The sequence below is a fragment of the Bradyrhizobium sp. WD16 genome (genome assembly GCF_024181725.1).
Taxonomy (GTDB): Bacteria; Pseudomonadota; Alphaproteobacteria; order Rhizobiales; family Xanthobacteraceae; genus Bradyrhizobium_A.
In genome coordinates this window covers 2,640,689-2,662,613 of the sequence record NZ_CP028908.1, presented here as the reverse complement: position 1 = coordinate 2,662,613, position 21,925 = coordinate 2,640,689, and the positions used below count along the sequence as shown (strand labels likewise).

At 62.9% G+C, this 21,925-nt stretch carries 17 protein-coding genes, 1 pseudogene and 1 riboswitch; of the genes and pseudogenes, 10 read left to right on the top strand and 8 right to left on the bottom strand.

Annotated elements, in window-relative coordinates:
• Positions 1-5: 5 nt before the first annotated feature.
• The 3 genes from mmoB to mmoX all read right to left on the bottom strand — a co-directional run bounded on the left by mmoB (position 6) and on the right by mmoX (position 3,304).
• Positions 6-419, bottom strand: a complete 414-nt coding sequence (gene mmoB, locus DB459_RS12300) for a methane monooxygenase regulator MmoB (protein ID WP_253713139.1) — start codon at positions 417-419, stop codon at positions 6-8.
• Positions 420-431: 12 nt separating this feature from the next.
• Entirely contained in the window at positions 432-1,613 is a 1,182-nt protein-coding gene (mmoY, locus tag DB459_RS12295) for an aromatic/alkene monooxygenase hydroxylase subunit beta (protein WP_253713138.1), read from the bottom strand.
• A 110-nt stretch (positions 1,614-1,723) separates the two neighbouring features.
• Positions 1,724-3,304: an aromatic/alkene monooxygenase hydroxylase subunit alpha gene (mmoX, locus tag DB459_RS12290; protein WP_253713137.1), complete on the bottom strand. Its 1,581-nt coding sequence runs from the start codon at positions 3,302-3,304 to the stop codon at positions 1,724-1,726.
• Between the two features lie 935 nt (positions 3,305-4,239).
• On the opposite strand from mmoX, the gene DB459_RS12285 reads away from it, so the two are divergent.
• The 5 genes and pseudogenes from DB459_RS12285 to DB459_RS12265 form a co-directional block, all read left to right on the top strand.
• Positions 4,240-5,013, top strand: a complete 774-nt coding sequence (locus tag DB459_RS12285; protein ID WP_253713136.1) for a DNA-3-methyladenine glycosylase — start codon at positions 4,240-4,242, stop codon at positions 5,011-5,013.
• A gap of 275 nt (positions 5,014-5,288) precedes the next feature.
• The gene (locus tag DB459_RS12280) at positions 5,289-5,846 is read left to right on the top strand and encodes an HNH endonuclease (RefSeq protein WP_253713135.1); all 558 of its coding nucleotides are present in this window, start codon (positions 5,289-5,291) and stop codon (positions 5,844-5,846) included.
• 70 nt (positions 5,847-5,916) lie between these two features.
• Entirely contained in the window at positions 5,917-6,948 is a 1,032-nt protein-coding gene (locus DB459_RS12275) for an amidohydrolase family protein (RefSeq protein ID WP_253713134.1), read from the top strand.
• 401 nt (positions 6,949-7,349) lie between these two features.
• The gene (locus DB459_RS12270) at positions 7,350-8,363 is read left to right on the top strand and encodes an MBL fold metallo-hydrolase (protein WP_253713133.1); all 1,014 of its coding nucleotides are present in this window, start codon (positions 7,350-7,352) and stop codon (positions 8,361-8,363) included.
• Positions 8,364-8,428: 65 nt separating this feature from the next.
• Positions 8,429-8,530: pseudogene (locus DB459_RS12265) on the top strand (HNH endonuclease); the annotation flags it as partial.
• A 53-nt stretch (positions 8,531-8,583) separates the two neighbouring features.
• Here DB459_RS12265 and DB459_RS12260 read toward each other — a convergent pair.
• On the bottom strand, positions 8,584-8,943 hold the full coding sequence (locus DB459_RS12260; RefSeq protein WP_253713132.1) for a hypothetical protein: 360 nt from the start codon (positions 8,941-8,943) through the stop codon (positions 8,584-8,586).
• 187 nt (positions 8,944-9,130) lie between these two features.
• Positions 9,131-9,347: riboswitch (cobalamin riboswitch) on the top strand.
• 116 nt (positions 9,348-9,463) lie between these two features.
• On the opposite strand from DB459_RS12260, the gene DB459_RS12255 reads away from it, so the two are divergent.
• Positions 9,464-12,367 carry a ribonucleoside-diphosphate reductase subunit alpha gene (locus tag DB459_RS12255; protein ID WP_253713131.1) on the top strand — a complete coding sequence of 968 codons (2,904 nt, stop codon included), beginning with the start codon at positions 9,464-9,466 and terminating at the stop codon, positions 12,365-12,367.
• Between the two features lie 10 nt (positions 12,368-12,377).
• Positions 12,378-13,532 (top strand): ribonucleotide-diphosphate reductase subunit beta, encoded by a 1,155-nt coding sequence (locus DB459_RS12250; RefSeq protein WP_253713130.1) that lies wholly within the window; start codon positions 12,378-12,380, stop codon positions 13,530-13,532.
• Here the strand turns inward: DB459_RS12250 and DB459_RS12245 are convergent.
• Together DB459_RS12245 and zigA are read right to left on the bottom strand one after the other, a co-directional pair.
• Entirely contained in the window at positions 13,492-13,701 is a 210-nt protein-coding gene (locus DB459_RS12245) for a hypothetical protein (RefSeq protein WP_253713129.1), read from the bottom strand. The two genes, DB459_RS12250 and DB459_RS12245, sit on opposite strands and share 41 nt — an antisense overlap.
• A gap of 11 nt (positions 13,702-13,712) precedes the next feature.
• On the bottom strand, positions 13,713-14,918 hold the full coding sequence (gene zigA, locus DB459_RS12240) for a zinc metallochaperone GTPase ZigA (protein WP_253713128.1): 1,206 nt from the start codon (positions 14,916-14,918) through the stop codon (positions 13,713-13,715).
• 251 nt (positions 14,919-15,169) lie between these two features.
• Between zigA and DB459_RS12235 the strand changes: the two genes are divergently transcribed.
• Genes DB459_RS12235 through DB459_RS12225 form a run of 3 tightly spaced genes read left to right on the top strand, consistent with a single transcriptional unit; the run spans position 15,170 to position 17,385 of the window.
• On the top strand, positions 15,170-15,691 hold the full coding sequence (locus DB459_RS12235) for an MbcA/ParS/Xre antitoxin family protein (RefSeq protein ID WP_253713127.1): 522 nt from the start codon (positions 15,170-15,172) through the stop codon (positions 15,689-15,691).
• Positions 15,688-16,359 (top strand): RES family NAD+ phosphorylase, encoded by a 672-nt coding sequence (locus DB459_RS12230; RefSeq protein ID WP_253713126.1) that lies wholly within the window; start codon positions 15,688-15,690, stop codon positions 16,357-16,359. Before DB459_RS12235 ends, DB459_RS12230 begins: the two co-directional genes overlap by 4 nt.
• A 54-nt stretch (positions 16,360-16,413) precedes the next feature.
• Positions 16,414-17,385 carry an HAD-IA family hydrolase gene (locus DB459_RS12225; protein WP_253713125.1) on the top strand — a complete coding sequence of 324 codons (972 nt, stop codon included), beginning with the start codon at positions 16,414-16,416 and terminating at the stop codon, positions 17,383-17,385.
• A gap of 283 nt (positions 17,386-17,668) precedes the next feature.
• Here DB459_RS12225 and DB459_RS12215 read toward each other — a convergent pair whose 3' ends face one another.
• Both DB459_RS12215 and DB459_RS12210 read right to left on the bottom strand, forming a co-directional pair.
• Complete coding sequence (locus tag DB459_RS12215) at positions 17,669-20,833, bottom strand: efflux RND transporter permease subunit (protein WP_253713124.1); 3,165 nt, start codon at positions 20,831-20,833, stop codon at positions 17,669-17,671.
• On the bottom strand, positions 20,826-21,872 hold the full coding sequence (locus tag DB459_RS12210) for an efflux RND transporter periplasmic adaptor subunit (protein WP_253713539.1): 1,047 nt from the start codon (positions 21,870-21,872) through the stop codon (positions 20,826-20,828). Before DB459_RS12210 ends, DB459_RS12215 begins: the two co-directional genes overlap by 8 nt.
• Between the last annotated feature and the right edge of the window lie 53 nt (positions 21,873-21,925).

The following is a 21,925-nucleotide window of genomic DNA, read 5'->3' as shown; positions in this document are numbered from 1 at the left end:
ATCCCTCAAATATCGGCGAGCTTGCGATCGAGGCCCATCAATTCGGACGTGATCGTGAACGTGTTTCCGAACGTATAGGCACGGCCGATGGTCGATGAGACATTCACGAGAAAGTCGTAAATGCTGTAGGTCTTACCGAGCAGATCGGCCGCCTTCTCGGTATCGACTTCAATCTTGCCGTCGGCCTTGATCCACCAGAAGCCGGCGCGGTCCTCGACGACCAAAGTCGGGTTGCGCTTCGCTTCGTCACCCAAAATGATGTCTTCCACGATCGCATCGATCTCGTCGCTCTTCATGAGCACCAGAACGACCGTATTCGATTCATGGACGACCTGGTTTTCTTCGGCGAAGAATTCCTTGGCGAAATCCTCACCGGTTTTCTTCATGATGCCGGCGTTATATGCATTGCGCGCTGTCATGTCCGCTTCCCTTCACTTGACGTCGCGCGTGATGCTGGCGACGAGTTGATCGGCATCGACCTTGAAGTCGATCCTTTTCGCATAATCCTCAACCCAGTCGTTCACGACACGGGACACCGCGGCGACGATGCCCGCCTTGTCACTGAGCCCCGGCACTTTCTCGACCTTTGCGTAGATGCCGAGGAAGTCGTGCAGGGAGTCGGCAGTCCTCTTCAGCCACTTCTCCGTCCAGACGCGGAGCCAGGTCCGGTTGTGATCGCCGAACTCCGGATCATCGCCCAGAGAATAGAAGAAGAGGTCGCTCATCGCGGCTTTGGTGGTCTGGAAATAAGTCTGGGTTTGACCGAGGAAGAACGGCGTCAGCGAATCGCCGTAACGGGCTGCCATGCGGCCGAAGAATTCGCGGCGGGCGAACTGACCGAACAAAGGATCATAGACACCGTGCACCGCCCACAGGATCTCGTTGAAATCCTGGATGCCTTGCCAGAACTCTTCCACGGTCGTGCGCGCCGACCTATAGACCGGGTCGCTGAGCCAGATGTTCTTCGGCCCTTCCGTCGATTCCGGAAAGCCGGGAACGATCTTCGCCAGGAAGTTACGCTCGAGCTGGATCATCTGTGCGCAGTCGACCTTGTCGAGCGCGGCAAATGTCGCCGTGGAGCGGATCGTATCCGACAGCGCGTCACGCGCCACCGAGGAATGGGCGTTGAACTGCCCATATTCGCTGAACAGCAGCGCGCCCCAATATTTGGCAAGAATCTCGTCGCGCCATCTCGGGTCGATGGAACGGACCGCGCCTTCCGCCGAATAGGCCTCGAGGAAACGCGTCGTGTAGCGCCATTCCTCCGCCTTGTCCTTGACATAGGGAGCATGCCAACGGCGCGCCGGATCGCGATGACGGAACCAGTCGGTGGTCCGAAGCTCGGTGCTCTCATTACCCCAGGACGGCCGGCCGCCATGAAACTTCTGCGTCCAGTCACCCCAGTCGAGACCGCCCGCGATCCAATCCGGGTTCGGCTGACTGTAAACCGTCAAGATTTCGTATTCGCTGAGCCGCTTCCACCGCGGTTCAACGAAATAATTCATCCGGCGCTGCGTATCGAGTTCGTGGTCTGGGATAGCTGCAAGGATCTTCGCGGCCCTTTCGGGATCCGTAAGACCACGCTTGGTCGTCGTCGCTGTGGCGATAGCCATCGGTCGTTTCCCCGGTTGATTTCTATTTTATGGTCTTGAATCGACCATGCCGTTTATGTGTCTGACATGTTCGTCAGACCGGCACCGTCGCCGGTCTGACGAAGAGATGATCAAAGCGTTGCGAGCGGGTCCGCGAAGACGCAATTGGCACGCCTGAGATCCTCGACGGTCCACAATTGATCGCCGCGCACATGCGGCTGACCAATCAAGGTCTTGCCGTCGGCACGAACCCCGTGCCCCTCGACGACCACATCGGAAAGTTCGCGGCCGCTATATTGCTCGAAGATATTGTGGCATTCGTAGCGCTCCGGCTCGGCCAGCCATTGGCGTTCACCCCAATCGTCGGCGAAGGCGTGTTTCTGTCCGTTGAACTCATGCACCCTGAGCGATCCGGAGCATTTGGCAAGCGTGGGGCAGAACGGCACCTGCGACGGGCGGTCGATATAAACCTTATGCCCGTGATCGAGGAGCCACTGGATCGGCAGGAACCCGCTCTTGGGATCCTCGCAGCCGAGCGCTTTCCATTCGCGCAGGATCTTGCCGTAATGCTCATCCCAGCCCGGATAATTCGCCTCGAACCATTCCATATCTTCCTCATCCGGCAGCGAAAGCCGGAAGAAGCCGGTCGGCCAGAGAGCGTAAGCGAGCAAGAACAGATCGTGGTGTGCCCAATAGGCATCCTTCTTGGCATCGCGCAGGCTCGGCGGCGAATTCACGCCATATTTCGCGAGGCGGCCGATCCAGATCCCACCCCAATCCTCATAGACCCAGCGATTCCAGGTCTTCACCCAAGGCTCGACCTTGAACTTCGAACCGTATTCGAACAGCATGCCGAGCACAGGCGTGAAATATTTCTGCTGGGTCCAGAATGCGTTGTTGAGATCGGTGTTGAGATATTTCTGCGCCGCCGGATCATTGGCGATCGAAACGACGGTCTGATAGCCATTCGCCATGTGGCGAAGCTCGTCTGTTTCGATCGACAAAAACACCGTCGGCGTGATTTCGTCGCCATTGGCCGAAGCCCATTCAGTGATAGCCACGATCAACGGATTGGTGAAGCAGGCCTCGCCGACCAATTGAAGATTGACCGAACATTCAACGGCGTCGCCGGATATGAAGCCGTCGGCGAACACCCGCTTCATCCCCTTCCAAAGCGGTCCGATCGCACGTGTGCGACGGGCATCGTTGTGGCCGGCGGGATCGTGATAGTGCTTGGCGAAGTAATAGTTGATGAAGCCGCATTGATGCGTATGGCGGATCTCGTCGAGCACCTGCGCGAGATAGCCGTTCTTCTGCTCGGCGGCGGTCGCCGAGTCCCACAGCATGCCCGTGGCAGCGATCGCGTTATACTCGCCGACTTCGAGGAAGTTCGACGCGACCTTCATCGTCTCGCCCCAGCGCGGATGCACGCGGTTGCCGGCGTCAAGACGGGTCAGGCCGTCGAGCAAGGTGCCGAACTGCCGTTCGTCCTTGACCGACTCCATCCGCGCATATTCCTTGGCGATGAGCTTGAACTGCTCCTTGGTGTCGTTCGCCATGTGATATTTGGTTGGATATTTCGTCCGGTTCTGAGCGAAATCCCAATTGAAACTCTGCAGCCAGCGGTGAACTTCCTGTGGGTTGACGCTGGTTGGAGCTCGATTGGCGCCGAGTGCGTCCGTCGCTGCTTTGGTCGCGGAACTTATTGCCATGGACCTGTTTCTCCTCCCTGGACCCCACCTAGTGAAAGCTCTGGTGCTGTGACCGGATGCTTCGTCTGTGACGCATCAAATTCGAACGGGTGAGGCGTACTAAAGTATAGCGCAAATGCGGTGCCAATCTCTCATGACGATCACGTTCCGCTGACACTTCGAAGCTTGTCAAAGACTTAAACGGAATGCACGGAGAGTCGAACGAAAATGCATAGCCGACGATCTGAATCGATCCTATCCATCCAGGTGTATAGAAATTTGACATTGAACATGTCGGAACAACGATACGAATTCAGCTTCATTGTAGTTACGATGCGCTGCGGTTCGTGTTGGCGCATGATCGCAGTTCCCATCATCTCGCCGAAGGCGGCCTTCATGCCGCACAGCTCGAATTCGCCCATCAAGTCGAAGATTTAGGTGTGTTCCATCAGACGGTCATCCGGAGGTTGTGGCAGCCGGCACAATCGGCCGGCGATTGCCGCGTAACGCAGCGGATCGCAGGTGGCCTCACCACGGCCGAACGAGCGAGGATGTTCGGCAACGTTGCGGCCGTCCCGGCGAACAACGCTGCGGTCGGCATAGGGAACCAGCCTTGGCCGCTACGAACGTTGGACGGGACACCGCCGGACATGGCGCGACGATGCGCAGGCGCGCCGCCTGCGACAACCATGAGTTCCTGTCCACCCGAATTGCCCCGGCTGGTGGCGGCAAGCTAGTGTCCTGTCTCCGAATTACCGCTTCATTTGCCTCACCCTCGCACGGTCATTCGGAGACATCGGGACACTAGCAAAATCAAAAAGCTAGTGCGGCTTATGTCTCGCAATTGCCTACAGGGGCTTGCCGCGAAGGGCATAGGCAATTGCGAGACGCCGCACTGGCCCGCAATTTCCGCGGTTTGCACGCGGCCGCGAATCCCGCCAAACTCGTGCTGTCCGATGACCCAGCATCTGCATACCCAGGCCGACCTCGACCGCGCGCTCGGCGAACTGACCTTGCGCGATCCGCGCCTCGCGCCGCTCCTCGCCCTGACCGGCATGCCCGCCCTGCGGCGACGGGAGCCGGGCTTTGCCGGCCTCGCCTCGACGATCTGCGGCCAGCAACTGTCGACCCATGCCGCGGCGGCGATCTGGGCGCGCCTGTCGGCCGCCGTCACGCCGCTCGACGCCGAGCGAATCCGCCGCGCCCGGACCGATCGGCTCGGCCGGCTCGGGCTCTCCGCGGCGAAGATCAGGACGCTCAAGGCAATCGCCGGCGAGGTGATGAAAGGCCATCTCGACCTCGACGAACTCGCCGGGGCGCCGGCCGACGAAGCCCATGCGCGGCTGATTGCGTTGCACGGCATCGGCCCCTGGACCGCGGACATCTATCTCCTGTTCTGCCTCGGCCATGGCGACGCCTGGCCGGCCGGCGACCTCGCGGTGCAGGAAGCGATCCGGATCGCCTTCGTTCTGCCGACACGGCCGGGCACCAAGGAAACCATCGCGCTCGGCGACGCCTGGCGACCGTGGCGCGGCGCCGCGGCCCACCTGTTCTGGGCCTATTACAAGCTCGCCAAGGCGCCCGGTTTCGCCGCGGCGCCGGCACTGGCACCGGTGGAGGCAGGAACGGAACCAGCGACCAAGCCGGCGCGGAACCCGAACGCCGACCGCCGCTCCAGGCCCGAGGCGAAGCCCGCCGCGAGCGAGCGTTTGAAACGCGCGAAGCCCTGAAGGCGCGACAATGTCACACGGTTGTTGCGCTCGCCGCGTGCAAACACATGCGAGGGGCGCAACTGGAGGACACTCGGATGCGGTCGGCGCTCGAACAGGTCTACCGGGACACCCTGGCGGGCCGCGTCAGCCCACGAGATGGCCACATTTTGTCGCTCGCAACATGAACAAAACGCCCATTTTGGGCCCGTCTAAACGCTCTTCACAATGGCGTCACGCTGCATGTAGTATCTGGAATCATTGCTGCTTCGCAGTCGGGACACCAGGAGCGTTACTTGAACGCACATGTTCCACACGGCGGCTGGCCGGCGCTGGTCTTGAACGCGGACTTCCGGCCGCTGAGTTACTACCCGCTCTCGCTTTGGTCGTGGCAAGACGCGATCAAGGCGGTGTTTCTTGATCGCGTCAACATCGTCGCCAATTACGACCACGCGGTCCACAGCCCCTCCTTCGAAATGCAGCTGCCGAGCGTGGTGTCGCTCAAGTCCTTCGTCAAACCGAGCACCCATCCCGCCTTCACCCGTTTCAACGTTTTCCTGCGCGACAAGTTTTCCTGCCAGTACTGCACCGCCAACGACGACCTGACCTTCGACCATGTCATTCCGCGCTCCCGGGGCGGCCAGACCACCTGGGAAAACGTCGTCGCCGCCTGCTCGCCCTGCAATCTGAGGAAGGGCAACCTGACGCCGGAGCAGGCCAGGATGTTTCCGCGGCAGGCGCCCTACGCGCCGACAGTCCACCAGCTCCATCGCAACGGCCGGTTGTTTCCGCCGAACTACCTGCACGACAGCTGGCTCGACTATCTCTACTGGGATACCGAGCTCGATCCGTAAGGGGCGCGGCGGCCTGATGAGATGCGGCGCCCCATGAGAGCATCAAGCGCGACATAGGGGCTATCTGCGCATGACCGACCTTAGCCGGCGCGACGGGGGAGTTGCCGCCACCCCGATGCAAAATCCCGAGGCCAAGGCCGTGGTCCCCACTCGCAAGATCGCTCTCGAGGAGCACTTTGCGACGGCGGAGCTCGCCAAGAAATACGTCGCCAGGCCGACTCGGAGCGATACGCTGTTCGCCGACATCGAGCGTCGCCTCGTCGACTTCGACCAGCTGCGGTTGGAGGCGATGGACATGGCCGGCATCGATCTTGCCGTGCTGTCGGCGACGACGCCGGGTGCACAGGCGGCTGCCGACACCAGCACTGCGATTCGCCTCGCGCGCGAGGCCAATGACCTGCTGGCGCGGGAAGTGCAGAAGCGGCCGCGCAGATACGCCGGATTTGCCCATCTTCCGACGCAAGACGGCGTAGCCGCCGCTGCCGAACTGGAGCGCGCCGTCAAGGAGCTTGGCTTCAAGGGCGCGCTCATCAACGGACAGACCGGGGGACACTATCTCGACGCCGACATGTACCTGCCGTTCTGGGAGCGCGTGCAGGACCTGGATGTTCCAGTCTACCTTCATCCCGGCGAGCTCGCCGACCAACCAGCGATGTTTGCAGACCGGCCCGAGCTCAACGGCCCGGTCTGGGCCTGGACGGCCGACACCGCCGCGCATGCGCTGCGCCTCGTTTTCGCCGGAACTTTCAAGCGTTTTCCGAGGCTGAAGATCATCCTCGGCCACATGGGCGAGACGCTGCCTTACCTGCTGTGGCGCTTCGACAGCCGCTGGCAAATGGAACTGGGCGTCGAACTTTCGCACGACGAGTTGCCCTCCACCATCATCAGGCGCAACATCGCCATCACCACGTCCGGCGTCTGCGACCCGAATGCGCTGGTCGGCGCCATCGGAGCGCTCGGCGAGGACAGCGTCATGTTCTCCGTCGACTATCCTTATGAGGATTCGAAAACCGCCGGAGCCTTCATCGAATCCGCGCCGATCAGCGAAACCGTGCGCGCCAAGGTGTGCCACGGCAACGCCGAACGGATCCTGCGCCTATAGCCGCGCCTCGCTCATTAATCACCGCACGCCGTAGCTCGGCGCCACGCGCTTGATGAGGCGGGCAATGCGCAGATGGGGCCGATCGGAACGCGGGCCGGCACCAGCACGCCCGCCCCCTCCCATCGCGCTCGCCATGGACGCTCGATGTTGCCGCCAGCGCTTAATCTCTTGTTCATGATCACTCGGGGCCAGGCAGTTTAGTGCCACCTCAAGAGCGATGACGGTACAGCAGAGGCCGCTCGCGAATTTATTGACCTTCGGTGACGTTGCAACGCTCGTGCGAACCGCGTAACTAGAACCGGCGTGTCCGCAGCGGATCGAGAATGTCGGCCTCGTCGCGCCTCTTCGAACGATTGGCGCAGGGACGACGGTGGACACCTGGCTTCCGAGAGGGGGAGACCATGACCGACACTTCGCGCCTGCTTGGGCTTTCGCGCCGTCATGTCCTTGCCGGGCTCGCCGCCGCTCCGGCCTTGAGCGCGGCCTCGCCGGCGGCCGCAAAGACGGCCGCCACGCACTGGACGCCACAACAGGCCCAGGCCGCACTGAAAGACGCCAAGGGCACCAAGCTGGTGCTGCTCGGGACCGGCGCAGGCCCGGTGCCCGGCCGCTCGCGGCAGATGACCTCGCACGTCATGGTCAGCAACGGTTCGGCCTATGTGGTCGATTGCGGCATGGGGGTCACGGATCAATACGCACGCACCGGCATCCCGTTCAGTGCGCTCCGGTCTATCTTCATCACCCATCAGCACCCCGACCACAATATCGAATACGGTCCGCTGCTGGTCGTCGGCTGGATCCAGGGTCTGCCGCTCGACATTCGCGCCTTCGGTCCGCCGCCGCTCAAGCAGATGACCGAGGACTTCCTGCGCGCCTACAAGCAGACGGTCGATTTCTGGGCTGAGGACTTCAACATGAAGCCGCTCACTGCGGTCGATGTGAAGGAAATCTCCAGCGCCGGCCCGGTGACGCAGGACGATAACGTCAAGGTCTCTTCGGTGGTCGTCCAGCATCCGCCGGTGAAGCCGGCGCTCGGCTATCGGTTCGATTTCAAGGATCGTTCGATCGCCTTTTCCGGCGACACTGTGCCGCTGGAAGCTGTCGCGGTCATGGCCAAGGGCGCCGACGTGCTCGTGCACGAGACCATGTATGTTCCAGCCGTCGAGAATTACATCAAAGAAGCGATCGCCAAGGGGCGGCCGGTCAAGTTCGACGCCTTCATGGCGCATATGAAGGCCGACCACACGCCGTCGGAGGACGTCGGTCGTATCGCGCAGGAAGCGGGCGTCAAAACGCTGGTCCTGTCGCATCTCACGCCCCCGCTCGACAGCATCACGGACGACGTCTGGCGCGAGCCGGCGGCGAAATACTTCAAGGGCAAGATCATCGTCGCAAAGGACCTGATGGTCGTGTGAAACACTCAGCAGCGTGTCGGCGCTCCGTTCCGGGCATCGACTCGCTTCTGACCCCCTGAACGTCGACATGCGCCCAGCTCCATCGCAACGGCCGGCTGTTCCCGCCGAACTACCTGCACGACAGCTGGCTCGACTATCTCTACTGGGACACCGAGCTCGATCCGTAGGTGCGACGGCCTAACCGTCGAAGCCGCTGAGGCAAGCAAGAACCGCTCACACGTTATGGCCGCTTCGGAGCGATACCGGAGCGGCCATGGTGTTTTTGGTAGACCCCGCGCGGTGATGGCGGCGGGGGACGGAGCGTGGGCGCGCGCAGCGAATCGATGTGTTCGCAGACGGCCTGCAGCGTCACAGGCCGGAAGAAGAGCTCGACATCGTCGAACTTGGTGAGCAACATGGTGGCGCGCCTCGCAATCCCGCGAAGGCGCTCGACCGTTGCCCCTATTCCGGCAGCGACCGTGGCCGGGCCGTACGACAGATCGGCGGTTACTGATCGAAGTTCGTCGATGAAGCGCTCGTATTCCGCATGAATCGTCTGCAAGCCTCCCGGGTGCTCAGCAAGGCAAAGATGCCGCGGCATCGGAGTGTCCCTGAGCCTTGCACCAGCGTGTTCCTTAACGACCTGATAAACGGCCGACATGTCTCGGAACAGCCGACATCGAGTCGTCTCGAAAGCATCTAGTCTAGGCCGGCAGGGACCCCCCGCATTCCACAGGGAAAGGGATCTTAGACCCTTAACGAATCGTTGACACTTCATCGCGAATATCACCATATATGGACGTCACGGTTCCGCTGGATCGCAAGATTTAGTGGCTAAGAGGGAAGCCGGTGAACCGTGCGAAGGCGCGGAATTCCGGCGCTGCCCCCGCAACTGTCAGCAGCGAGCTGTTTCCGAACGAATGTCACTGGCTTAAGGCGCCGGGAAGACAGGAAGCGAGCGACGACCTGCGAGCCAGGAGACCTGCCGCGACAAACTGAACGTCCACGGGCGGGGTGTCCCGGCGGTCGCTTGCATGCGCCGTCGGCATTCTCTCGTCGGCGCTTCTGCAGCGTCCTCCTTTGCCCCGCTCAAACACAACGCGCGCATCACGGGGCCCTTGATGTCTTCAAACCTGCACCACGCGGAGGCCACCTCCGCTCCCATTATCCAGTTGCGTCCGGAATCGCTTGCTGCCGTTCCCAGCGAGCCTGCCATGCAGATCATCCGACGCAACGGCAAGGTCACGCCGTTCGACTCCGCGAAGATTGCGGTGGCGATGACCAAGGCTTTCCTCGCGGTGGAGGGCTCGAGCGCCGCTGCGTCGCGCCGCTTCCATGAGAGCGTCGAGCAATTGGTGGCCGAGGTCGTCGCAACCCTGATGCGACGTGCAGGCGAGGGGCGCACCTTCCATATCGAGGACGTCCAGGACCAGGTCGAACTCGCCTTGATGCGCAGCGAGAACCACAAGGTCGCGCGCGCCTATGTGCTGTACCGCGAAGAGCGGTCGCGCCAGCGCGCCGAGGAAGCGGCCGCACAGCCGGCGCCTGCCGCCACGCCAGCCCTGCACGTCACGTTGGCCGACGGTTCGCGCGTCGGTCTCGACACCAAGCAGCTCGCGCTGATCATCGGCGAAGCCTGCGCCAGCCTTGACGGTGTCTCTGCGGCTCCCGTGCTCGCCGAGACCACTCGTAATCTCTACGACGGCATCAGCCAGGACGAGCTGACGCTGGCATCGATCATGGCCGCGCGCACGCTGGTCGAGCAGGAGCCAAACTACACCTATGTCAGTGCACGTCTGCTGCTGGACAAGCTGCGCGGCGAGGTGCTGTCCTACGTCCACGGCATGCCGACATCCGCCTCGCAGGCCGATATGGCGACGCGCTATGCCGACTATTTCCCGGCCTATGTGAAGACCGGCATCGCCGCCGAACTGCTCGATCCCGAACTGGCCCGCTTCGATCTCAGCAGGATCTCGGCCGCTCTGAAGCCCGAGCGCGACCTGAACTTCCAATTCCTCGGCCTCCAGACGCTCTACGATCGCTACTTCCTGCACGTTCACGGCAAGCGGATCGAATTGCCGCAAGCCTTCTTCATGCGCGTGGCGATGGGGCTGGCGGTGCGCGAAATCGACCGCGAAGCCAAGGCGATCGAATTCTACGATCTCCTGTCGTCGTTCGATTTCATGGCCTCGACGCCGACGCTGTTCAATTCGGGTACGCTGCGCCCGCAATTGTCGTCCTGCTTCCTCACCACCGTTTCGGACGACCTCGACGGCATCTTCAAGTCGATCAAGGATAATGCGCTGCTCGCAAAGTATTCCGGTGGCCTCGGCAACGACTGGACGCCGGTCCGCGGCCTCGGCGCGCACATCAAGGGCACCAACGGCGAAAGCCAGGGCATCATTCCGTTCCTGAAGGTCGCCAACGACACCGCGATCGCCGTCAACCAGGGCGGCAAGCGCAAGGGCGCGGTTTGTGCCTACCTCGAGACCTGGCACGTCGACATCGAGGAATTCCTCGACCTGCGCAAGAACACCGGCGACGACCGCCGCCGCACTCATGACATGAACACCGCCAACTGGGTGCCGGACCTGTTCATGCAGCGCATCGATTCCGACAGAGAATGGACGCTGTTCTCGCCTGACGAGACGCCCGATTTGCACGATCTGTACGGCGAGGCATTCAAGGCAGCCTACGAGGCCTATGAAGCCAAGGCGAGAGCCGGCGGCATGCGTATCTTCAAGACTGTGCGCGCGACCGACCTCTGGCGCCGCATGCTGACCATGCTGTTCGAGACCGGCCATCCCTGGATCACCTTCAAGGACCCCTGCAACCTGCGTTCGCCGCAGCGTCACATGGGTGTGGTCCATTCCTCCAACCTCTGCACCGAGATCACGCTGAACACCTCGGCCGATGAGGTCGCGGTCTGCAATCTCGGCTCCGTCAACATGCTCAGCCATGTCGGGCCTGACGGCCTCGACCAGGCCAAGCTGAGGCGGACGGTGACGACTGCGGTCCGAATGCTCGATAACGTCATCGACATCAATTTCTACACGATCCCGGAGGCGCGCCGCTCCAACATGCGTCACCGGCCGATCGGACTTGGCCTAATGGGCTTCCAGGAGGCGCTTCAAGTCCAGCGCATCCCAGTTGCGTCCGATGCAGCGGTGGCTTTCGCCGACCTCAGCATGGAAGCGATCTCGTTCCACGCGGTCGAGGCGTCGTCCGATCTCGCCGCGGAGCGCGGGCGCTATCCGAGTTTTGAGGGTTCGCTGTGGTCAAAGGGCGTCTTGCCGATCGATTCCATCCAGCTGCTCGCCGACGCCCGCGGTGGGCTCGACGTGGACCGTTCCTCGACGCTCGATTGGGACCGCTTGCGCAAGAAGCTCACAGCAAGCGGAATGCGCAATTCGAACGTGATGGCGATCGCGCCGACCGCGACGATCTCCAACATCTGCGGCGTCTCGCAATCGATCGAGCCGAACTACCAGAACTTGTTCGTCAAATCGAACATGTCTGGCGACTTCACCGTCGTGAATGAATTCCTCGTGCGCGATCTGAAGGCGAGGGGACTGTGGGATGAGGTGATGGTCTCCGACCTCAAATATTTCGACGGCAGCGTCGGCCAGATCGAGCGTGTTCCGAACGATCTCAAGGCGCTTTATGCGACCTCGTTCGAGATCGACAGCGCCTGGCTGATCGAGGCTGCCGCGCGCCGGCAGAAGTGGATCGACCAGTCACAGTCGCTCAACCTCTACATCGCCAATCCCTCCGGCAAGATGCTCGATGCCCTCTACCGGCTGGCCTGGCGGCGCGGCTTGAAGACTACCTATTACCTGCGCTCCCGCAGCGCCACGCATGTCGAGAAATCGACACTGAAGGGCACCGATGGCAAGCTCAATGCGGTGTCGACCTCGGTGGCGATGTCGCACGCTCCGATCATGATCCCGACTGCTGCGGCACCGGACCTGGACGGAATCAAGGCGTGCCGGATTGACGATCCCGAATGCGAAGCGTGCCAGTGAGGAGATGACGATGCTCGATTGGTCCGACACTGAAACCACGGGGGCTGCCCCCCTCGCTCCGATCCTCGCCACCGCGCTGCGCCCGCAGATCCAGCTCAAGCTCGAGCCGGCCGACCCGACCGGCCTCGGTGCGATCGATCGCGCCGGTCGCCGTGTCTCCGTCGACGAGAAGCGGATGATCAGCTGCCGCGCCGACGTCAACCAGCTGCTGCCGCTGAAGTACAAATGGGCTTGGGAGAAGTATCTCTCCGGCTGCAACAATCACTGGATGCCGACCGAAGTCTCGATGCAGGCCGACATCGCCTTGTGGAAGTCGCCGGATGGCCTGACGGAGGACGAGCGGCGCGCGATCAAGCGCAATCTCGGCTTCTTCGCGGCTTCCGAATCGCTGGTCGCCAACAACATCGTGCTGGCGATCTACCGTCACCTCACCAACCCGGAATGCCGGCAATATCTGCTACGGCAGGCATTCGAGGAGGCGGTCCACACCCACACCTTCCAGTACATCGTCGAAAGCCTTGGCCTGGACGAGGGTGAGTTGTTCAACATGTACCGCGAGGTGCCGTCGATCACCGACAAGGCGGCTTGGGCGCTCAAGCACACGCAGCATCTGGACGATCCGTCCTTCAAGACCGGAACCCTCGAGAGCGATCAGGCATTCCTGCGCGATCTCGTCGCCTTCTACGTCGTGTTCGAAGGTATGTGGTTCTACACCGGCTTTGCGCAGATCCTGTCGCTCGGCCGTCGCAACAAGATGGTCGGCATCGCCGAGCAGTATCAGTACATCCTGCGCGACGAGAGCATCCATCTCAACTTCGGCATCGACGTGATCAACCAAATCAAGATCGAGAATTCGCATCTGTGGACGCCGGCGTTCCAGGACGAGGTGCGTGGCATGATCCGTGACGCGGCCGAACTCGAATCCGCCTATGGTCGGGATACGATGCCGCGCGGCTTCCTGGGGCTCAATGCCGCCCTGTGCGAGCAGTATATGCACTTCATCGCCAACCGGCGTTGCGCGCAGATCGGCGTAGCGCCTGTGTTCGCCGAGGCCGAGAATCCGTTCCCGTGGATGTCGGAGGCGATGGACTTGAAGAAGGAGAAGAACTTCTTCGAAACCCGCGTCATCGAGTATCAGAACGGCGGTGCGCTGAGCTGGGATTGAGAAGAGAGCCGCTCGCTACGTAGGTGATTGCCCGTTCGGGGCAACCACTGATTTGCTCGCCGGCCGTCGGGGCCGGTGGGAATATACTGTCGTAGATCGCGCGCGCCTCGCGGATGAGGCGCTCGCGTTCGAGTTCGGACTTCGAAATTAATCGAACGACGTTTTCCACGTGGCGTGCGTCTAAGCTGCTTCGTCCGCCCGCTGCCAGATCGGGAACGGATCTGCAAGCTTCGCCCATTCTGTGGTGTTCATGCCGGGTTTCCCCGGCACTAGGCACGCGTCAAGGCGGGCGCGGAGCGAGCCCTCGTCCATGCCGGTGCCGATGAACACGATTTCCTGGCGGCGATCGCCATAGACGTCGTTCCAGTTCGTACGCAGCCTTTTTCGCCAGAACGGATCATCCGGCCAACGTTCCGCAGGCACGCTCGCCCACCAGAAGCCAAGAGCCTGGGTGCGGGTGATCGAACCGGCCTGGCTGATCTCGCCAAGCCATTGCGGGCGCGTCGCCAGCCAGAAGTGTCCCTTGGCACGAATGACACCGGGCCATGGCTCCTTGACGAACCTGTCGAACTTGGCAGGATCGAACGGCCTGCGAGCGCGATAGACGAAGTTTGTCACACCATACTCCTCGATCTCCGGTACATGATCCGCAAAACCGTAGAGCTCCTTGTACCAGAGCGGATGCTGCTGGGCCTTCACGAAGTCGAATCGGCCGGTGTCGAGAACGCGATCGAAAGCGACTTGGCTGTGATTGGCTTCGATGAGATCCGCTTCCGGATTGAGCGCGCGGATGATCTTTCGCGCCGCCTCGCGTTGCTCGGGCGCGGCGTCATCGACCTTGTTGAGAACGATCACGTCGGCGAACTCGATCTGCTCGACGAGGAGATCGACCAGCGTGCGGCTATCGTTCTCCAGCGCCTCGCCGCGTTGTTCCAGATAGTCGGTCGACGAATAGTCCTTCAGCAGGTTCACGGCGTCGACCACGGTGACCATGGTGTCGAGACGCGCCACGTCCGAGAGGCTCTCGCCGTCTTCCGTGCGGAAATCGAAGGTCGCCGCGACCGGGAGCGGCTCCGAGATGCCTGTCGACTCGATCAGCAGATAGTCGAAGCGCCCATTCTCGGCGAGACCGCGCACCTCCTTCAGGAGATCGTCGCGCAGCGTGCAGCAGATGCAACCATTCGTCATCTCGACAAGCTTCTCATCGGTCCGGGACAGGTTCGCACCGCCATCGCGAACCAGATCCGCATCGATGTTCACCTCGCTCATGTCGTTGACGATCACCGCCACCTTCAGCCCGTGCCGGTTGTTCAGGACGTGGTTCAGCAAAGTTGTCTTTCCAGCCCCGAGGAAGCCGGACAAGACGGTGACAGGGAGTTTTTCCATGGAGATCGAAGCGCCTTTTCAACGGGATACGACGAGAACGGCGGAGAGGCACGTCTCAGCCGGAGACCGTAACGTTATAACATTACATTATTCGCTTTAGTTCTCCTGTCAATCTGCTCAAAGGCGCGAACGGCGTCCGGAAGGATCGTCTGCAACCGGCAAGCAGCCGATATCCAAGAAAGAGGTGCACGGTCAGGATTGCATTTTGTCCATATTTGGACTATGTTTATATCCGACAAAAGGTGAGCCGCATGCTAAACGAACCGCGCCCTTCTGAAGCGGCAAAAGGGCCCCTGCGCCTCGACAATTCACGCTTTGCGCCGGCCAATCGAAGGCGGCTCAGCGCTCCCGCCTTGCGAACTTTTCTCGCCATTGCCGATCTGTGGGGGTTGACCGAAGAGCAGCGTCTTCTGGTCCTCGGGTACCCCTCTCGATCCACGTATCACAACTGGTGCAAGCAGGCGCGCGAGCACGGCGCCTTCACCTTCGGCGTTGATGTCCTCACGCGCATCTCGGCGGTGCTGGGGATTCATCAGGGCCTCGGGATTCTGTTTCCGACGGAGCAGCTTGGCGTCGAGTGGCTGCGAAAGCCGCACAATGCCGTCGTGTTCGGCGGGCGACCGCCGCTCGACCTCGTCACCAGCGGCTCCCAGGATGGGTTGCTCACGGTGCGCCGTTTCCTCGACGGCGCGCGAGGCGGTCTCTACATGCAGCCGAACATCATCGACGAGGCGTTCGCACCTTACGAAGACGCGGAAATTGTCTTCCGGTGACGAACGCTTTCGCACCCTCGCCACAACCTGCTCATCGTCTGATCCCGTCGCAATTCCCTCCCATCGGGCTGTTCGATACGGTTGCGACCGCGGCCGATCTTGCGGCCGTGATGGATCTGGTCGGCTGGACTAACGATCGGCTCGTAGCCGATCGCATCGATCGGCTTCCGCAGACCGAATGGGTGTATGGCACCCCTAATGCCAGCATCGTCATGGCGGCCTTCCTGCATGTCGCTCCCGGTGGGATGCGATTCAATGGTCCCGACCTCGGTGCCTGGTACGCCGCCGACGATATCCGGACTGCAGCTGCCGAAGTCGGTCACCACCTGCGGCGCGAGACGGTCGCTCGCAACGCAACCTCGATGACCCGGACCTACAGGGCGTATGCCGCGACATTGTCAGGCGACTATCTCGACATCAGAGGCCAGCAGATCACGCGCCCCGAGATCTACGCCAGCGACAGCTATGACGCCTCGCAGAAGCTTGGCGAGGCGGTCCGCGCGGCAGGTGGCGCGGGACTGCTCTACGACAGCCTCAGACGCCGGACAGGACTCAACGTTGTTGCGCACCGCCCGCGCAATATTACCGACATCGTGCAGACAGACCATTTCGAAATTACGGTGCTGGCGACTTCGCGCCTGATCGACGTCCGCGGACTGTCGAAATAGAGAGATCATTCCAACGACGTTGACCAGGCGATACGCGCATGTCGCCAATTCGGCATGACTCCCGATGAAACGGGATTGTTCCACCGTCGCGCGGCCGCGCCGACTTTGCCACGCCGTCCTGCGGAACCGTACCGGCGCGTCCGAAGAACTCGCTCCATAAGGAGAAGCTTCGTTTCCCATCACTTTTTGAAATTTCCGTTACTGCGCCGTGCAGGCCAATGTCGGCTCGCAGGCGGCCGACAAGCACCGTCCGCCGTCATCATCGATCGCCATGAAACGCGAGACGACACGTCAGCTGCTACAGACGAGGCGGACTTGAAGCGATTTGATGCATTGCTGTTCGATGTCGACGGCACCATGGCGGAGACCGAGGAGTTTCATCGGCGCGCCTTCAATGAAAGCTTCGCCTATTTCGACCTGCCGTGGGTCTGGGATATCGATGTCTACGGTCGGCTGCTGCGGGTCACCGGCGGAAAGGAGCGCATTCGGCATTTTCTGCGCGCGCTCCCGGACGGCAGCCGGCAGCTCTCGGATGGCGAGATCGAGGAGCTGCATCGGTTCAAGACGCAGTGCTACGCGAATCTCATCAACGCAGGCGCCTGCAGGCTGCGGCGGGGCATCTCCGAGGCGATTCGGCAGGCCGCGATCGACGGGCGGCGGCTTGCGATCGTCACAACCACCTCGCGCGACAACATCGATGCCCTGTTGCGGGTGAATCTGGGCCGTTCCTGGAAGAAGGACTTTCCTGTCGTGATTTCCGGCGACGACGTGCCGAACAAGAAGCCGGCGCCGGATGCCTATCTGAAAGCCCTCGAACTCCTCGGCCTCGCCCCCCACGCCTGCCTGGCGATCGAGGATTCCCGCAATGGCCTGCTGGCGGCGGCCGATGCCGGAGTGCCGGTGCTGATCACGAGAAGCCTCTATTTTCGCAACGACGACTTCAGCGAAGCCCTCCAGGTGGTCGACGATCTGACCGAATTCGCCGAGTTCGACATGGATTGTCTGCCGACCGCCCTCGGCCACTGACAGACAACCGGGCCAGCGCGGTTCGACGGCGCCGTTCCGAAAGGCACCAGCGTCGTCATCCTGCAGCCCGGCGGCGACGATGGCCGCAAAGGCAAGACCAATACGGCCGAGATCGTCATGCTGGCCAACAACATGTTGCGCGGCCTGCCGCACCAGCCGGACCGACAGCATCTCACGCCCGAGGGCTATCGCATGCTCGCCGGGGCGCTTGCAGGTCGGGGCGCTTGCAGGTCGGGGCCAAAGCGCGTTCGGCAGGTGAATGCCGGCCGCGAGTTTCGGACCTTCAGCAAGGGCGAGAGGTGGGCGACGCGTCCGGGCGGCAGGCCTGCCCGATATCGAAACGCCCGTAGCGCAGCGCCAGGCTGGGCAGGACGAGAAGGTTGAGCGCCATCGAGCTGACCAGGCCGCCGAGGATGACGATCGCCATCGGGCCTTCGATCTCGCGCCCGGGCTCGCCTGCGCCGATCGCGAGCGGAAGCAGGCCGAGGCCCGTCACCAGAGAGGTCATCAGGATCGGAACGAGGCGATCGGCGGCCCCGCCGACCGCGGTCTCCGCCGTCCAGGGCCGGCCATCGACCCGGACGAGGTGCTCGTAATGCGAGATCATGAGAATGGAGTTGCGCAGCGTGATCCCGAACAGGGTGACGAAGCCCACCATCGATCCGAGCGACAGCAGCCCCCCGGTCAAGCCCACCGCGAAGACGCCGCCGACGAAAGCGAACGGCAGGTTGATCAGGACCAGCGCGAGGTTGCGCCAGTGCCCGGTGACGATGGACAGCAGAAGGACGATCCCGGCGCCGGCCAGCAGCGAGTTGACCAGCAGATCGCGCATGGATTGGGCCTGCGCCTCGGCCGCTCCGGCGAATTCGACATGCGCGCCGGCCGGCAGGGTGACCTCCTTGGCGATCTTCCTCCTGGCGTCCGCCACGAAGGATCGCACGTCACGGCCACTCACATTCGCCGTCACCGTCTGAACGCGTTGCGCGTTCCGATGGAGGACCTGATAGCGGCCGGACGTATCGTAGATGTCGGCGACCTGCCTGAGCAGGACATAGGCGCCACCCGGGGCGCGGAGCGGCAGATCCCCGATCTGGTTCAGACGGGCCCGCGCCCGCTCATCGAGGATCACAGTGATATTGAAGATGGCGTTCCCCTCGTAGGCCTGTCCGACCACATCGCCCTGATAGGCGGTGCGGACCAGGTCGAGCACCTCCACCGCGTCGAGACCCCATCGCTGCAAATCGGCCGGATGGAGCGTCACGTTGATCTGCGGCATCCCGGGGGGAGACTGTTGCTGGACATCGACCGCGCCTGGAACTTCGCCGAGCTCGCGCGCGATGTCCCGCGCCGCGCCCTCGAGGGCATCGAGATCGGCGCCATAGACGTTCACCGCGACCGCGGCGCTGACTCCCGAGACCGTCTCCTCCATCCGCTCGGTCAAGTAGGTCTTGAGCGAGGAGGTCACGCCGGGAAAGTCGGCCAGCACCGCCCGCATGCGGGATTCGGCCTCGGCCTGGGCGCGCCCGGAGAGCCCCGGCTGCAAATGGACCTCGAACTCGCTGGAGTGCGGCCCCACCGTATCGACGCCGGCTTCGGCACGGCCGGCATGCTGGGCAACACTTCGCACGCCCGGCACCCGAAGGATCGCCTCGGTGATCAGTTTTCCGATGCGCAGCGATTCATCCAGCGAGGTGCCGGGCGAGGCCGCCACGTGCAGGATCATGTGCCCTTCCCGCAGATCGGGCAGGAATGTCCCGCCGAACAGCGGCAACATCGCCGCGCCCGCGACGGTCAGCGCGACCGCCGCTCCGACGAGAAGCTTCGGGAAACCGCCGATACGGCCGAGCAGGACCTCGTAGTTTTCGCGGCTCCAGCGCGCCACGGGCGGATCGATGTCGCGTCGTCGCCGCTTGCCGGCGAGGAGGATCATCGACAGCGACGGCGTCACCGTCAGGGCCACAATCAGCGAAGCCAGCACGGCGACGATATAGGCGGCTCCCAATGGCCCGAAGAGGCGGCCGGCAACCCCCGGCAGCGTCAGGATGGGAAGGAAGACCAGCAGGACCGCGAACGTCGCATATGCGACGGAACTGCGCACTTCGATGATCGCATCGAGCACGACGCGCGCCTTGGACTTCACCTCGCCCAGCAGCCGGTTCTCGCGCAAGCGCCGCACGACGTTCTCGACGCCGATCACGGCGTCATCGACGACCTCGCCGATCGCGATCGCGAGACCGCCGAGCGTCATCGTATTCAGGGTCTCGCCCATCCACTGCAGCACGAGCACGGCCGCGAGCAGGGACAGCGGAATCGCGGTACAGCTGATGACCGACGTGCGCCAGTCGAACAGGAACAGGAAAAGGACGACGATGACCAGGGCCCCGCCGAGCATCAAGGCGTCCATGACGTTCTGGGTCGCCGTGTCGATGAAGTCGGCCGGGCGGAACAGGTCGGCATGCAGCCTGACCTTCTCGGTGTCGAGAGCCGGCCGCAGCTCCTCCAGCGCCGCTTGAAGCCGCGCCGTGACTTCGCGGGTGTTGGCGCCGTATTGCTGGCCGATCATGAGCAGGATGCCGGGCGCCCCGTTGATGAGGGCGGCACCGATCGGCGGCTCGGGCGCCATGACGACGGTCGCGACGTCGCCGAGCACGATGCTGGCGCCGCCCTGATGCAGCAGGACGGTGCGAGCGACCTGCTCAGGCGTCAAGGACTGCCCTTGGGTCTGCAGCGTAATCCGCTGGTTGGCCGTATCGACGAAGCCGGCGCCACGCACGCCGCTGGCCTTGCGGGCCGCGGCCAGCACCTCGTTCATGCCGACGTTGAAGCGGACCAGATCATCGGGGCGGACCTGCACCTGCAGGGATCTGACATCCCTGCCGAAGGTCGAAACCTGGGCGACGCCCGGCACCGCCAGCAGCCGGCGACCGACCGTCCAATCCGCGATCGTGCGCAGGTCCATCAACAAGCGCTGATCGGATGTGAGCCCGATCACCAGCACGGTGCTCGCCGAGGACGTCAGCGGGGTCATCGTCGGCGGCCGGATGCCCTGCGGCAGCTGGCCGGCGACGGCGGCGAGCCGCTCGGTGACCAGCTGCCGGGCGCGATAGACGTCCGTCCCCGGATGGAAGACGACGGTGATGACCGACAGGCCCTGGATCGAGCCCGACCGCATGGCCTCGACCCCGGCCAGTCCGTTGATCGATGTTTCGATCGGCTGCGTGACGAGGATCTCGACCTGTTCCGGACTTAATCCGGGCGCCTCGGTCTGGATCGCCACCTGCGGCGGCGCGAACTCGGGGAACACGTCGTATCTGGCGTGGCCAAGGGCGAACAGCCCGTAGCCGAAGACCGCACACGCAACCGCGAGCACGACTCCGCGAAATCGAATCGCAAACCAAACGATCGCGGCCTGCGGCCCTGACGGATCCGGGGAAGCGGCATTAATCATTATCGGCGTTGCCCCGGAGCTCGCTCTTCGCTTCCTCGGACAACAGCACCTGCGCGCCTCGCAAGACGATTTCCGATCCCGGCGGGATGTCGCGCACGACGTAATCGTCGTCGGATACGGGCTGGTCGGTGCTGATCGGATGTCGCTTGAAGGTTTTCGGATCGAGCCGCAGGTACACCCAGGATTGGCCCTGCCAGCGCACGATGGCGGTGTCTTCCACGAACACGCCTTCATAGGTCCTGCCGGACGGCACATAGACCGTGGTGTTCATTCCGGGCAACAGACCGCTGTCGCCGGGCGCGGCGAAGAAATAGCTCAAGCCCTGGATCCGTGGATCGGTGCGGGTCGCCGGCGAGATGTATTGCAGATCGATGTTGGTATTCCGCGACGGCGCCTGCGAAAGAGCCGTCCGCGGGGCTCCCGCCAGGCTCGCTCCCGGCGACAGCGTCACCTGAACCAGAAACTGCTCGCGCTCGATCAGCCGCACCACCACCGGCGATCGCTCGACGATGGCTTTGCCGATGACCGGCCCCCATTCCTGCTGCGCGGTGGCGCCGAGGGTCTTGACCTGCGACTCCGCGGCGGCGAGCGCGGCCTGGTCGGTTCGAAACGCGCCTTCGGCGATTTCAGCCTCCTTCTTCGGAAGCGCCGCGGATTGAACCAGATTCCTGGCGCGCTCGAACGCGCTCTTCGCGACTTCGAGCTTGGCCTGAGCCGTCTGGAGCTGGGCCTGCGCGCTGGCATAGCTGTTGGTCAGCTCGGTGATTCGAGCGATGTCCAGCACCGTGCCGTAGGCGCGAAGCTGCTCCGGATGCGGCGCAGCCTTCAGGACCGCGGTCTCCAGTCCAACCTGCCTTTGCTGCTCGGGGGACAGTCGAACGACACCCAGCTCGACGCCCTGGGCGCGCGATGTTGCGGTGCGGCTGCCGCCACTTTCGGGCTGCGGGCCATCTTCGGCAGCCCCGGCCGCCCGAGCCGGGCCGGGCGACGCGATCGCGATCAGGGCCAAAAGCAGGAGGCCGACCGCCAAGGGCCGCATCGCGCGCCAAACAATGCCGGCTTCTTGCTCGGACACGCAGCACCTGGCTGGAT

Excerpts from the sequence above, each read along its gene's own strand:
- mmoB (WP_253713139.1), bottom strand. The coding sequence starts at position 419 with ATGACAGCGCGCAATGCATATAACGCCGGCATCATGAAGAAAACCGGT.
- mmoY (WP_253713138.1), bottom strand. The coding sequence starts at position 1,613 with ATGGCTATCGCCACAGCGACGACGACCAAGCGTGGTCTTACGGATCCC.
- mmoX (WP_253713137.1), bottom strand. The coding sequence starts at position 3,304 with ATGGCAATAAGTTCCGCGACCAAAGCAGCGACGGACGCACTCGGCGCC.
- DB459_RS12285 (WP_253713136.1), top strand. The coding sequence starts at position 4,240 with ATGACCCAGCATCTGCATACCCAGGCCGACCTCGACCGCGCGCTCGGC.
- DB459_RS12275 (WP_253713134.1), top strand. The coding sequence starts at position 5,917 with ATGACCGACCTTAGCCGGCGCGACGGGGGAGTTGCCGCCACCCCGATG.
- DB459_RS12270 (WP_253713133.1), top strand. The coding sequence starts at position 7,350 with ATGACCGACACTTCGCGCCTGCTTGGGCTTTCGCGCCGTCATGTCCTT.
- DB459_RS12260 (WP_253713132.1), bottom strand. The coding sequence starts at position 8,943 with ATGCCGCGGCATCTTTGCCTTGCTGAGCACCCGGGAGGCTTGCAGACG.
- DB459_RS12255 (WP_253713131.1), top strand. The coding sequence starts at position 9,464 with ATGTCTTCAAACCTGCACCACGCGGAGGCCACCTCCGCTCCCATTATC.
- DB459_RS12250 (WP_253713130.1), top strand. The coding sequence starts at position 12,378 with ATGCTCGATTGGTCCGACACTGAAACCACGGGGGCTGCCCCCCTCGCT.
- zigA (WP_253713128.1), bottom strand. The coding sequence starts at position 14,918 with ATGGAAAAACTCCCTGTCACCGTCTTGTCCGGCTTCCTCGGGGCTGGA.
- DB459_RS12235 (WP_253713127.1), top strand. The coding sequence starts at position 15,170 with ATGCTAAACGAACCGCGCCCTTCTGAAGCGGCAAAAGGGCCCCTGCGC.
- DB459_RS12225 (WP_253713125.1), top strand. The coding sequence starts at position 16,414 with ATGACTCCCGATGAAACGGGATTGTTCCACCGTCGCGCGGCCGCGCCG.
- DB459_RS12215 (WP_253713124.1), bottom strand. The coding sequence starts at position 20,833 with ATGATTAATGCCGCTTCCCCGGATCCGTCAGGGCCGCAGGCCGCGATC.
- DB459_RS12210 (WP_253713539.1), bottom strand. The coding sequence starts at position 21,872 with ATGCGGCCCTTGGCGGTCGGCCTCCTGCTTTTGGCCCTGATCGCGATC.